We start from the raw sequence: 13882 nt of genomic DNA, 5'->3' as shown, positions 1-13882 counted from the left end.
GATATAACAAGAACCATGGTCCCGGGGATAACCTCTCCGGGACTTTTTTTAAGAATATGTATTTATATCATTTTTATAAGAGATAATAGACATGTAGTTTTGTTTGTAATTACTTTCATTAATTGAGAGTTGTATTTGAATAGGAAGAACTTAGAGGTGAAATATGTCTGAAAAGAAACAGGTTTTAGGATATGTCCATTCGACAGAGAGCTTTGGAGCAGTAGATGGTCCAGGCATAAGATTTGTAGTTTTTTTACAGGGCTGCAAGATGAGATGTAAATATTGTCACAACCCAGAGACATGGAATCTTGTGACAGACTATAGTAAGCTTTACTCAGATGAAACAAGCGATGCTGAGAGAGAAGAACTTGAGAAGAAGATAGAAGAGAATACAAAGCTGCTGAAGGATAAGGGCGTCAAGATCGAGGCGAGGACCCCTGAGGATCTGTTAAAGCAGGCACTCCGCTATAAGCCATATTGGAAAAACGGCGGTGGTATAACAGTGAGCGGTGGTGAGGCGCTGCTTCAGATGGATTTCCTCATCGAGTTTTTCAAGCTTGCAAAGGCTGAGGGTATTCATACAACAATAGATACAGCCGGCAATCCATTTACAAGGGAGGAGCCATTCTTCTCCAAGTTCAATGAGCTGATGAGCCTCACAGATCTGTTCCTGCTCGATATCAAGCAGATCAATGATGACAAGCATAGAGATCTCACAGGATTCTCCAACAGAAATATACTTGATCTTGCACAGTATCTGTCAGATCAGGGTAAGCATATGTGGATCAGACACGTACTGGTACCAACCATCACAACTGATGAGGATGATCTGAAGAAGACAAAGGAGTTCATAGATACTCTCAAGACTGTCGATAAAGTTGAGGTACTTCCATATCACAAGCTCGGAATCACTGAGTGGGAGAGACTTGGAATACCATATAAGCTTGAGGGAATCGACCCGCCTACTGATGAGGAGCAGAAGCTTGCAAAGAGTATTCTGGAATAAATTCAAGAACAAGAACTGGGAAAATCATCGATAGTTCAATTCCCAGTCGATGCTGTAGCAGTGTATAAAAATATTTGTATTGAGACACAGGTGCTATATAAGATGTTAAAACCGTTGTAACGGGTGTGACATTTTATATAGTACCTGTGTCTTTGTTATATCAACAAATAAGTTTAACATAATTAATTAGTAAACAGTGGCTAGGTGCATGCAAAAGAAGTTATAATGTAAGTTGATTGAAATTAGATTAGATATTTAAGCTTTTTTGAAAATGGACCAGGGGTTGTCCATTTTCAAAAAATGTCATATTTGATTGAAGTGCTGCAAATACGTTATATAACTGCAAAGTATAGGGAGTAGAGAATGTACAAGATAGACGAAGATACATGGAATGAAAAATATATACTGCTGATCCCTGCCATGCTGGATGCGCATTTTCCTCTGATAAAATACGCCTTTTATTCAAAGGATTATCATCCGGTCATACTGTCAAATGAGGATCATATCACGGATGTGGGACTTAAGTACGTGAACAATGATATGTGCTATCCGATAGTGTTAAATGCCGGGCAGATGATAGATGCACTGCAGTCAGGCAAGTATGACATCAACCGGACAAGACTTCTCATGCCGACGGCGGGGGATGCCTGCAGGGGAGCTAATTACCTACATGTGTTAAAGGAGTCGGTGAGAAAGGCAGGATTTGATAGGGTAAAGATACTATCCCTGAATGTTAAGGGGTTGGAAAAGGACTGCCAGATGCGCGTGCAGCCATTCATGGTGTGGAGAGCCCTGTTCGGACTTTTCTACGGAGATATACTCATGCTGCTCCTCAATCAGACAAGGCCAAATGAGGTGAAAAAGGGGCAGTCACAAAAGGTTTGGCAGAAGTGGATAAATATCCTGTCCAGAGATCTGAAAGAGGGAAAGAATCTGACACTTGGAAAGATGAAGAGAAATTTCGACAGGATAGCCAGGGATTTTTCAAGGATAAGGCTGAATGATAAGAGAAAACAGCGTGTTGGGATAGTTGGGGAACTGTACATAAAATATTGCCACTTGGGAAACTGGGATATGATAAAGTTCCTTGAGTCAAATGGATGTGAGAGCCATACAAATGGGCTTTCTTGGTATGCCATGTACTATATGGATTCACACCTTACGGACAATATGACATTTGAATCTCTGCTTTACAAGGCGGGGCTGAAGTTCTTCGGCAGCCTGCAGAGAGCAATGATAGAGGCGCTTAGAAAATATGGGTTCTATACCATGGAGGATTTCTTCACGATGAAGCGTGAGGCTGATGGGTATGTGAGCTGGGGATATAAAACTGGAGATGGCTGGCTCATCGGCGCGGAGATAACGGGACACATACTCCATGAGTGTCCAAAGGTTTTGGCGGTTCAGCCATTTGGCTGTATGCCTAATCACACATGTGGAAGAGGTTTGTACCCTTCACTTCAGAAGAAACTGCCGCAGGGCATGATAGTGAGCTGTGATGTGGATTCCAGTGGTTCAAAGCTGAATGTCTACAACAGGGCGAGGATGTTGGTGGATATGCCACTGAGAAACAAATAAATGACAAACGGTGGTGAACATAGCGACAATTGAGGTTCATTGAGTTGTCATAATGTGAATGTAAATAGAAAACGATTGAAACAGGTTATAGACAAGTGTGTTGGTACGTGTGGTTGTCAATATGTGCGTGTTTGACGACAAATTATAATACACATAATGGAGGAACGGACTTGAAAAAGATATTTGTGGTGGAAGATGATGAGAGCATCTGTGAGGAGCTTGTGCAGATACTTGAGAACGAGGGCTATGAGGCTGAGAGTCTTGAGAGCTTTGACAATACAAAGGACGATATATTGAAAGCGGCACCGAATCTGGTGCTCATGGATATCAATATTCCGGGGATAAACGGCAGAAACCTAGTGAAGGAGATACGAAAGGAATCTGATGTGCCTATCATCATGGTTACAAGCAGGACTTCCGAGATGGATGAGGTGCTGTCCATGAGTTATGGCGCGGATGATTATATAACAAAGCCATACAATCCAACGATACTTCTGCTTAGGATAGCGGCGGTGCTCAAGCGCATGGAGGGCAGCCAGAATACGGCATCATACAGAGATGCGGAGGTCAACTTCAGCAAGGGGACTATCAGCAAAGGTGATCAGGAGATGGTTCTCACCAAGAATGAGATGATCATATTCCAGCTGCTGCTTGCCAACAGGGAAAAGATAGTGTCGAGGGATGAGATCATGACAGACCTGTGGGATAATGATGAGTTTGTAAATGACAATGCACTCACGGTGAACATCAGCAGGCTCAGAGGAAAACTGGCGGATCTTGGATATGATGATGCCATAGAGACCAGGAAGAAGCAGGGATATCGACTTGTATGACAGGTAAGTGGGATTATATGTCATTTACAGTGACAAAAGATTGGAGTAATTTTGTAAAATGAAATTTGGCTTGTATATAAAGGATAAACTTGGAATAATTGCGGGATATGTGGGATTTGTGATATTCACATATCTGCTCATGATGGCATTTCACTCACAGTTACAGATGAGAATCATGTTCGTCGTTGTGGCTGTGATATTTGTCGTCTCGGTTATCGCTTTCGATTATCTGAGAAAATATAAGTTCTACAACAGTCTGGTCGGACATCTGGATGAACTGGATCAGAAGTATCTCATACTTGACACTTTGGACGAGCCTGACTTCTACGAGGGAAAGCTGGTGTATTCAGCTATGTACGACATCAACAAGTCCATGACTGAGAATGTGAGAAAGTACAGGGACAGCGTGGAGAATTTCAAGGACTTTATAGAGATTTGGGTTCACGAGATCAAGCTTCCGATAGCCAGTCTGGTGCTCATGTGTCACAACAACAGGGATGTGATCCCGAGAAAATACGAGGAACAGGTTGCAAGGCTCGATGCGTATGCGGATCAGGTACTCTACTATGTGAGGGCGGAGCATGCTGCGGCGGATTACAGATTTGCTGAGACAAATCTTAAGAGTGTCATCGGAAGAGTGGCGTTGAAGAACAAGGATATGCTGCTTGATGGTGACATATCGCTGAATGTCCATGATGTGGATGAATGTGTTGTGACGGATTCAAAGTGGCTTGAGTTTATGGTAAATCAGATCGTGAGCAACAGCATCAAGTATATTGACCGGGGACAGGAAAAGACTATAGAGATCTGGGCTGAAGAAGTGGGTGACGGCAAGGCTCTGCACATAAAGGACAATGGAATAGGTATACCACAGTCTGATATTCCACTTGTGTGCAGGAAATCATTTACAGGGGAAAATGGTCGGAAATATGCGAAATCCACAGGTATGGGTCTTTATATAATAGACAATCTGTGCAGGCAGCTGGGGCATAAGCTGAATATAACGTCAAAGGTGGAAGAATACACAGATGTGAGCATAGTATTTGGACATAATGATATATACAAGATTGGATGATGTAAAAATTGCGTTTTGCGATAGTGGGATACCAGATCGGGTGAGCGTTCCCAAGGTTACAGAATTGTAATGTTAGGTAATAATGGAAAAAGGACAATTGCTTTCAAAATGTGTAAACTGCAAATATGTTCAATGGTGAGAACAGTATTAAACAAACATTTGAGGAGGCATTTCAATGGAAAATCCAACAAAAAATTCAACGAAAAATTCTATGGAAAATCCAGTGGGAAATTCAATGGAAACAATATTAAAGATTGACAACATTGAGAAATATTATGGAAACAAATCCAATATGACAAAGGCCATAGATGGAATATCATTTGATGTGGAGGCAGGAGAGTTCGTTGCTATCATGGGTGCATCGGGAAGCGGTAAGACGACACTGCTTAACTGCGTTTCAACTATAGATAAGGTTAGCAGCGGCCACATCTATGTGGGCGGCAAGGATATCACAACACTCAAGGGCAACAAGCTCAACGAGTTCAGGAGAGAGGAGCTGGGATTTATATTTCAGGATTTCAACCTTCTTGACACACTCACGGCGTATGAGAATGTTGCGTTGGCACTTTCAATACAGAATGTGCCTGCAAAACAGATAGATGCGAAGGTCAGGGCTGTTGCAAAGGAGCTTGAGATCGAGAGTGTTCTGAAGAAGTATCCGTATCAGATGTCGGGCGGTCAGAAGCAGAGAGTCGCATCTGCGAGAGCCATCATCACTGACCCAAAGCTTGTGCTTGCAGATGAGCCTACAGGAGCACTCGATTCCAAGTCGGCAAAGCTGTTGCTTGAGAGATTTAAGCATCTGAATGAGGATCTCATGACAACGATACTCATGGTAACACACGATTCATTTACAGCCAGCTATGCAGGCAGGATCCTTTTCATCAAGGATGGCAAGGTGTTCCATGAGCTCAGAAGAGGCGGAGATACCAGAAAAGAATTCTTCAATAAGATCATAGATGTCGTGACACTGCTTGGGGGTGATCTGAATGACGCTCTTTAAGCTTTCTGCATCAAATATGAAGAAGAGTATAAAGGACTATGCCATATATTTCTTCACTCTGGTACTCGGTGTTGCAATCTTCTATGTGTTCAATGCCATAGAGACCCAGACTGCCATGCTCCAGATATCAGCTGATACAAGACAGGTCGTACAGCTCATGAGCAAGATGATCGCGGGAGTCAGCGTGTTCATCGCATTTGTGCTTGGATTCCTCATCATATATGCAAGCCGTTTCCTGATGAAGAGACGTAATAAGGAATTTGGTTTGTATCTCATTCTTGGAATGGGAAAACGCAAGGTGTCCACAATGCTTTTCATCGAGACACTGATCATCGGACTTGTATCACTTGTGGTAGGACTTCTTGCCGGAATAGGAATCTCACAGATAACAAGTGTACTTGTTGCAAACATGTTCGATGCAGATATGTCATCATACAGCTTTGTATTCTCCGGCAGCGCATTTGCCAAGACCTGTCTGTATTTTGCAATCATATATGTGGTGGTTATAATCTTCAACACATTTATCATCAGCAAATGTAAGCTCATTGACCTCTTCCAGAATGGAAGAAAGTCTGAGAACGTCAAGATCAAGAATCCATGGGTATCAGTTATCGTGTTCCTGATATCAGCTGTATCACTTGGATATGCTTATCATGCGGTAATTACCGATATAAATGACATGTACATGAACGATCTCTACAAGTGGATCGTGACTGGATGTATTGCAACAGTGCTCTTCTTCTGGTCGGTATCCGGAATGCTCTTCAGGATCGTGTCATCCATGAAGAATGTGTATTACAAGGGACTCAATTCATTTGTCGTGAGACAGATGAGCAGCCGTGTCAACACAAATGTACTTTCAATATCATTAATCTGCCTTATGCTTTTTGTGACAATATGTGTGCTTTCATCAGCACTTGCAGTAAAGAATTCATTAAATGAGGGCATTGCGAAATATGCAAGAGCGGATGTGTGTATATCAAAGACCCAGAGCGGTGATTCAATCTATTATGATGAAGACGAGATGGGTAATGACAGCGAGACAAATGATCTTTTGAAGAAACTTGAAGTTACTGATGGAAAGAGCATAGAGGACGTATATAGTGAAAATAATATAGATCTCGGAACATACTTTTCAGATTATGTTGACGTACACACGTATACATGTCCTACACTTACTATCAGAAACTATCTGGGAGATGAGGCACTGATTGATTCTCTTGGAATAGATGTAAACGCTTGGTCTGGATTTGATGGAACGGAGGAGATCATATCACAGTCCGACTACAACAAGATTGCAAAGCTTTATGACAATGCTGAGCTCCAGCTTGACGATGACGAATATGCCATCCTGGCAAATTATAGAATATTCGTGAAGATTCGTGACGAGAGACTTCAGGAGGGCAAAGAGATAGAGGTATATGGCAACAAGCTTAAGCCGGTTATCTCATACTGTATAGACGGAGATATAGAGCTTGCCACACAGCCGGTCAATACAGGCGTGTTTATCGTGCCGGATTCAGCCGTTGAAGGTGCACAGTTTGCAAAGGAATATTTCATCGGAAAGTATGCCGATCAGGACAGGGATGTCATACAGGATAGTGATACGATCATAAGGAATGTATCAAAGAAGGATGAACTCGGCGGACTTATCACAGTAAATACTAAGGACAGCGTGAAAGCAGCCAGCGTGGGAGTAGGAGCGATAGCATCATTTATAGGTATGTATATCGGACTCATATTCCTCATATCCGGTGCAGCCATCCTTGCACTCAAAGAGCTCTCGGAGAGCACAGACAACATAGAGAGATACAAGATGCTCAGAAAGCTTGGCGTGGATCAGCGCATGATCAACAAGGCTCTTTTCTCGCAGATGGGACTATTCTTCATATTCCCACTTGCTCTTGCCATAGTCCATTCGGTATTTGGAATGATGGTCAGCACGAAGATTCTTGACACTATGGGAGCGTATGATATAGCAGGTGCTATCGGAATCACGGCTGCCATTGTGGTAATCATATATGGCGGATATTTCCTTATAACGTATCTGTGCAGCAGGAAGATTATCAGTGAGTGAGGATATAACTATTATTGAAAATAATTGCACTTTTTATTGAATGAATAACATAATTATGTTATCATCAACATACGATATAAATGTGACATGTCACATTGTCTGGGCTGGTCGTAAGACCCAGGTCCAACCTAATTAGGCGGGGAGACTCCCCGCCATTTTTTATATAGAGTTGTAATGGGGAAATTCCTCAAAGGGATACATAAAAAGGAATTTTGATGGTTAACAAATGATTATTTGTATATGGATTGGAGGAAGTCATAATGAACAAACATGTAGAAAAAGCTATGGAGATAAGAAACGAGACACCGATGGTCAATAACTGTGCGCAGACCATTCTGCGGGCTTACGCGGACGAGCTCGGAATAACAGGAGATATGGCGGCAAAGCTCAGTGCTAATTTCGGTGGTGGCATGAAGTGTGGTTCAACCTGCGGTGCGATCACAGGAGGACTTATGGTACTTGGCGCTCTGGGCGTTGAGAATCCATACGTGATAAATCAGTTCAGGCGCAGGATAGCAGATAACCACAATGGCATGACCGATTGTGCTGATCTGTTAAAGGCAAATGCCCAAAAGGGTGGAATCAAGAAAGTGCACTGTGACGGCATGATCAGGGAGGCTATAGAGCTGATAGATGAACTGGTGAAGAGTGAATAAATATAACAAGAACAACGTGTTTAACTATCCTGGAGGGAAAAGGGATTCTGGAATGGAGGATGCAAGTAATGGAAGAAAGGGCATTGCAAAGGAACTGTTATCCCGTGTTGTAAATGATGCAAGGGATTATGGATGTGGAACTATACAGATCACGGCATCTGACATGGGGGTTAAGTTGTATACGGATTTCGGATTTGTTCATAATGGTAATTTCATGCAGTATAAGCTGTAGTATATATGATGATGGAGCAAAAGTTACATTTAGAGATTGCCTTGCCTATCACAGTGGGAGATAACGTCTGGATCGGAACGAATGTTTCGGTGCTGCCGGGAGTTACTTATTTTAGGGCGAAGTTATAAGTAATTAGTATTGACACATCAATAAACTCCTTTATAATAAATACTACAAATGTAATATTTATTATAAAGGAGTTTTGATATGATGAACTTATATTTTTTTATCTTGAAATACTACGTGTGTAATATATACAAGAAGTTATATTGTATGCTACTTTTGGTTGGCATAGCCATATTGTTATGCAGTTGTTCCAATAAAAATGCAGTGGCAGACGCAGAGCGGACAGTTATTGATTTTAGTATATCTGATGAAAATCAGTTTATTGCAGATTTGGATGATATATATTCATCCTGTCAGGATATGAAATGCAAGACCGAGGAAGAAAAACTGAATCAGACTAGGACAGTAATAGAATCGATGGGAAGTAAGGGGTACATAGCTGTGGATGTGGATAATCAGATCAATATGGCAAATGCAGAGAATGCGGAGATGTTTTTATCAGAGGTGGCTGAAAACAGAGATGCGGGATGTACAATACTGCAGGTCATGTATGATAAGTCCTTTGTAAGGTTTGATTTTAAATCAGGCGGTAACAATGTGATGATAACCAGGCGATTCTATGTGCGGGAGAATAACTGTTTTGTTGAGAAAAATGAAGAAAACTATAAGGCCTATACATGGAAATACACAGACGGATATCTATTTTTTGAGAGGTACAGGATGGGAGGATATGACGGAGATTCTGCGTATACGGCATTACGAGTTGAGCCTCTGGATGAGAAGTTAAGGGTACTTAACAGAAAGTATATCAAGACGATTGGATATGATTCGAATAATTTATTTACCACAAACTGGGATGAATCAGATATGAACAAAATAAATTATTATGATATCTATGAAGCACTTTACAAAATGAAATATGGTATGTCCAGTCCATATTCGGACGAGGGGGTTACATATATGATAGAAGGGAAGTTATACGAGAAGGTGTTTCAGGAGTATTTGCCTGTGTCTACAGATGTACTTCAGCATGTCAATGTGTATGATGTGTACAGACAAATGTATCAGTACAGAACGAGGGGGATGTTTGATCACAGTGTAACACCATTGGTTCCATTTCCAGAGGTAGTGGATGCTGAGTATAATGCTGACGGAACAATAACCCTCATAGTAAATGCTGTTTCGGAGAAAGATGAGAGTGGCAGATTATTTACTCATAAGGTTACAATAAAGGAGAAAGAAAATGATGGATTTGAGTATGTGTCAAATGAAGTACTGACGAGGTGCAAAGAGGGAATATATTGGTACAGAGACAGACTTTCTGATAAAGAGTGGCAGGAGTACTACGGAGATACAGAAAAGACCATCACAATAAATCAGAATGGAAATGTTATTGATGATAGTCTGTTATCCGATGACGAAATGGAGAATGTTAAAGTAAATATAATAGGAATATTGCAGTCAGATGCCATAAGAAAGTTGTATGAGGATGAGGATATTTCGAATAATAGTGATTTAATATATGACGCAGTTGATATTTTGGGAAGCAGTGGACTGATATGTTTTTCTGATGATACCAATATGTATAATTATCAGGTATTTCAGTCTTTTTATAGAAATTATACAGATGGTGGAGGGCGTGATTACATTTGCGTATATAGGGTAAACAGGGATGCAAGTGTGACGGAGATGACATTTGTGTATGATGACAGCCGGATACAGATGATTTTCAACACAGCAAAATTCGAGAATCATGACTGGAAGTTTATAGCGACTGGCATACGGGATTTAAAAGATATGAAACTCACACAAAAAGGCTACTTTATATATACATATTCAAATATAATAGCTCATGGTGGGCTGAAGGAGTATTTCAGAGTCAGTCCGTTGACGGATGAATGCAGGGAACTGACAAGAAAATATGTGTATGGGCTTAGTTATGTGAATTACAATATGCTTGTTATCGATTGGGATGAGTCAAATGCATCAGATATACTTGTGCCGTGTATGTTTGATGATATATACAGACTGTACACTGGTGAAAATCTGAAACCTGATGGTGGATGGATAGATGCAGACAAATATGAGTCTGTTATGTTGTCAATGTTCCCTGTCACTGTGACGGAGTTGAGGGATAATTGTGATTACAATTTAGAAAAAGATTCATACAGATATCATGTCATCCTTGGGAAACAGTATCCACCATTTGGAGAGGTTGTGGACTATTCCTACAATGATGATGGAACGGTTTCGCTTATTGTTGATGCGGTGTGGGCTGACGAAGGATCGGACATTGCATTTAGAAATACACTTACAGTAAAATCGGAAGATGATGGTACTTTCAAATATATGTCAAATCATATAGAGAAGGTGGAATGTGACATACCGGTTTATTCTGACTGATATCCATAGGCATATATTCCAAGATCACGCAGTATTGACAGTGAGATCTTCGATGCGGAAAGTCCGTCCGCTGATAAAAACTGATTGTCATTTTCAGAAAGTGATATATTCGTGGCGAAAAAGTAATCATTATCATTAGATGTAATGAATCCGACGAACCAGCCGTTTATATTTATATCATCAACTCTGCCGGTACCTGTCTTGCCATACAGACTTTTTCCATCTGAGTTTGCAATAAACATGGACTCTATGACTGTATCCACATTTGTCTTAGACAGCTTCCAATCATTATTTTTCAGGTGACATAGCAGTTCTACCTGCTCTACTGGGGATATAGTCAGAGAGGATTCCAGCCAGTAACAGTTCTGAGCTGAATTGATATTCTGATTTCCATATTCAATAAGACCAAGAAAATTTTTCGCATCTGTGTGGTCCATAGCTACATCCAGATTGTCAAAATACCAGTTTACAGATCCGGTCATGGCAGATCGAAGTGTCTGGTCTGTGTTCCAGGCATCAAAAGGGTAAGAGCTCCCATCCCAGCGCATAAATGAGTTTTCGGAAGTTATGATGCCATGTTCAAGAGCCATCACTGCGTCATATATTTTATATGTAGAATCCGGTGAAGTGCGGCATAGGGCTTTGTCCTGGTTATAGATATACCATTTATCATTTCCCTTGTCGTACAGAGCAAAACAGCCGTTGTAGTCAGAAAAGTAGCTGGATAGATCCAAGGATTCCAGATTCACCGGGGCAAAATCCTTGTATTGTGTATCATCCAGAGCATATATAGATAATGGCGCACATACAGTCATCAGCAATATGATAATGGAAAATGCATATATACATTTCCGTTTTTCTCTGCTGGTGACAGGGTTGAAATTAACAATAAGCTGAAGCCTTGTTTTAAGTAATTTTTTCCTGCTTTTGCTCTTGAATGATACCGATGATGAATTACTGGATCTGCTTGTAGCCGCACGGAGGATGGTCTGCCCATACTTTGCGGCATAGTTTTGACCGAGGCACTGCAATACATCATTGTCACATGCTTTTTCTCTGTCATGTCTTGCTGTATGTAATGTGTATATAACAACAGGATTGAACCAATACAGTATGCAGAATATACAGATAAACATATTCACGGCATTGTCTCTGCGTTTAAAATGTTGTAGTTCATGTAACAAAATATGTCTCAGGTCGGTTATTGTGTAATCGGATATGCAGTCGTTGATTTGCCGTGGAATATATATAACAGGGCGGAATACACCTACAATGACCGCTCCAGATAAAGCAGAGGAGGAATATAATTTCGGTTTGTATCTGCGCACATTGCAGAGCTCAAGGCATTCCGAATATATATTCAATATGACAGTATCGTCGGTGACTGGAACAGCAGATTTTTTCAGCTTGTATAGTGATATGCCTGACACTATTAAACGGATGGAAAATATGTAAACTCCGGCAAGCCAGATAATAAAAAGGAGCTTTGGATATATTGTAGATGTACTGTTTACAGATATAGCAAAGTCGTTCATCCAGTTCCCATTTGATGAAGGGCTGGTATTGATAGGCACAGGAGTAACTGTATTTGCGGCAGAAGTACTTCTGTGAAATAATGATCGTATGAAACCTATGACCTGGAATATAAATGAATTATTTACAGGGATAAATGGAATTACGAGAAGAAACAGCACAATATATATGGTGTTGTATCTGCCGTTACATGTTAGCTGTTTTCTGAACATAAATCGAACAAATATCAGTAGCAGCAGAGAGAAACTTATGGATATATTGCTGATAAAAAAATGTGTGAAAAATTCAGTCAAGCCTTATTTCCTCCCGGTGCCTTTTACATTTAATATGTCTTGAAGTTCCTTTATATCATCAGCACTAAGCTCATCACTATCCACAAACGCAGAAACCATGTCGCATATGTGTCCATTGAAAAACTTCTTTAGAAAAGATGAGCTTTCATGTTTTCGATATTCCTCCTGACTGATGACAGGGGAGTAGACGAACATGCGGCCCTTTTTCTCATAGGAGATGGCGGACTTATCAGAAAGTCTTTTGATGAGAGTCTGGATAGTCCTAGGATTCCATGAAGTGGTCTGCAACAGTTTGTCAGTAATGTCATTTGTGCTTATAGGGGCATATTTCCATATAACCTTCATAACTTCATATTCGGCTTCGGAAATCTGGGGAATGTGTTTCATAGATTATACTCCTTTAATACTACATTTGTAATAACAGTATAAAGATTATGGGGTGGGGTGTCAACCTTTGTCTATACATATGAGGAAACTCTCCAAAAAGGATTGTTTAGCAGAGTATATAATTTTTAAACACCGGGTAACATACTCATATACAGGCTAAGGAGGTATATGAGATGATATCACCAGACACAATAAAGCTGCTCAGGGAATGTGATGCCGGGATCAAGATGGGTGTTTCGTCTATTGATGAGGTGCTTGGGTATGTGCATGCGGCGAAGATGAAGAAGATACTTATAGAATGTAAGGAGGAGCACGACGCAATAAAACAGGAGATACAGAAACTACTGGATGAGTACCATGACGATGGCAAGGATCCAAATCCAATAGCAAAGTGCATGTCCTGGATCAAGACAAATGTGAAACTCATAGTGGATGAGTCTGACAATACCATAGCGGAGCTTATGACGGATGGCTGCAATATGGGTGTGAAGTCGCTGAATAAATATCTAAACGAATATAAGGTGGCGGATGACAGGGCGAAGGATAAGACGAAGAGACTCATAGAGCTTGAGAAGAAACTCTGCGAGCAGATGCAGCCTTTTTTATAAGTGCTTGTTGACTAAAAAAGTTTTATTAAATATACTTGTAAATATGAGAACCCAACATGTCTGTAGATGACGCGGATCATGTTGGGGATTTATTGTTTTAGGGGAACAGAAAAAAATGATATAAGAAGGAGA

At 40.7% G+C, this 13882-nt stretch carries 12 protein-coding genes; 10 read left to right on the top strand and 2 right to left on the bottom strand.

The features are described 5' to 3' along the window. Nucleotides 1–163: 163 nt before the first annotated feature. The 9 genes from DWW70_RS02415 to DWW70_RS02370 all read left to right on the top strand — a co-directional run bounded on the left by DWW70_RS02415 (nt 164) and on the right by DWW70_RS02370 (nt 10929). Complete coding sequence (locus DWW70_RS02415; RefSeq protein ID WP_118649190.1) at nt 164–1006, top strand: radical SAM protein; 843 nt, start codon at nt 164–166, stop codon at nt 1004–1006. 363 nt (nt 1007–1369) lie between these two features. Then, entirely contained in the window at nt 1370–2584 is a 1215-nt protein-coding gene (locus DWW70_RS02410; RefSeq protein ID WP_118649189.1) for a 2-hydroxyacyl-CoA dehydratase, read from the top strand. Between the two features lie 170 nt (nt 2585–2754). Beyond that, the gene (locus DWW70_RS02405) at nt 2755–3417 is read left to right on the top strand and encodes a response regulator transcription factor (RefSeq protein ID WP_044998415.1); all 663 of its coding nucleotides are present in this window, start codon (nt 2755–2757) and stop codon (nt 3415–3417) included. Between the two features lie 58 nt (nt 3418–3475). Beyond that, on the top strand, nt 3476–4492 hold the full coding sequence (locus DWW70_RS02400) for a sensor histidine kinase (RefSeq protein WP_118649188.1): 1017 nt from the start codon (nt 3476–3478) through the stop codon (nt 4490–4492). A gap of 235 nt (nt 4493–4727) precedes the next feature. Continuing rightward, a complete protein-coding gene (locus DWW70_RS02395) occupies nt 4728–5495 on the top strand; it encodes an ABC transporter ATP-binding protein (protein ID WP_055280061.1) in 768 nt (255 codons plus the stop codon). Then, on the top strand, nt 5482–7572 hold the full coding sequence (locus tag DWW70_RS02390; RefSeq protein ID WP_118649187.1) for an ABC transporter permease: 2091 nt from the start codon (nt 5482–5484) through the stop codon (nt 7570–7572). Before DWW70_RS02395 ends, DWW70_RS02390 begins: the two co-directional genes overlap by 14 nt. A 260-nt stretch (nt 7573–7832) precedes the next feature. Further along, nucleotides 7833–8228 carry a C-GCAxxG-C-C family protein gene (locus tag DWW70_RS02385; RefSeq protein ID WP_004854122.1) on the top strand — a complete coding sequence of 132 codons (396 nt, stop codon included), beginning with the start codon at nt 7833–7835 and terminating at the stop codon, nt 8226–8228. Nucleotides 8229–8280: 52 nt separating this feature from the next. After that, nucleotides 8281–8460, top strand: a complete 180-nt coding sequence (locus tag DWW70_RS02380) for a GNAT family N-acetyltransferase (RefSeq protein WP_330377939.1) — start codon at nt 8281–8283, stop codon at nt 8458–8460. A gap of 273 nt (nt 8461–8733) precedes the next feature. Further along, on the top strand, nt 8734–10929 hold the full coding sequence (locus DWW70_RS02370; protein WP_147360131.1) for a DUF6070 family protein: 2196 nt from the start codon (nt 8734–8736) through the stop codon (nt 10927–10929). On the opposite strand, the gene DWW70_RS02365 is transcribed toward DWW70_RS02370, so the two are convergent. Together DWW70_RS02365 and DWW70_RS02360 are read right to left on the bottom strand one after the other, a co-directional pair. Then, nucleotides 10917–12755: a BlaR1 family beta-lactam sensor/signal transducer gene (locus tag DWW70_RS02365; RefSeq protein WP_118649185.1), complete on the bottom strand. Its 1839-nt coding sequence runs from the start codon at nt 12753–12755 to the stop codon at nt 10917–10919. The two genes, DWW70_RS02370 and DWW70_RS02365, sit on opposite strands and share 13 nt — an antisense overlap. Nucleotides 12756–12758: 3 nt before the next feature. Continuing rightward, nucleotides 12759–13142 (bottom strand): BlaI/MecI/CopY family transcriptional regulator, encoded by a 384-nt coding sequence (locus DWW70_RS02360; protein WP_118649184.1) that lies wholly within the window; start codon nt 13140–13142, stop codon nt 12759–12761. A 173-nt stretch (nt 13143–13315) separates the two neighbouring features. On the opposite strand from DWW70_RS02360, the gene DWW70_RS02355 reads away from it, so the two are divergent. Beyond that, complete coding sequence (locus DWW70_RS02355; protein WP_118649183.1) at nt 13316–13750, top strand: hypothetical protein; 435 nt, start codon at nt 13316–13318, stop codon at nt 13748–13750. Nucleotides 13751–13882 lie beyond the last annotated feature (132 nt).

Source organism: Coprococcus sp. AF16-5 (genome assembly GCF_003479365.1).
In the GTDB taxonomy this organism is placed as follows: Bacteria; Bacillota; Clostridia; order Lachnospirales; family Lachnospiraceae; genus Coprococcus; species Coprococcus aceti.
Note: the sequence above shows the minus strand (reverse complement) of the source record. Positions and strands in the feature narration are given on the sequence as shown.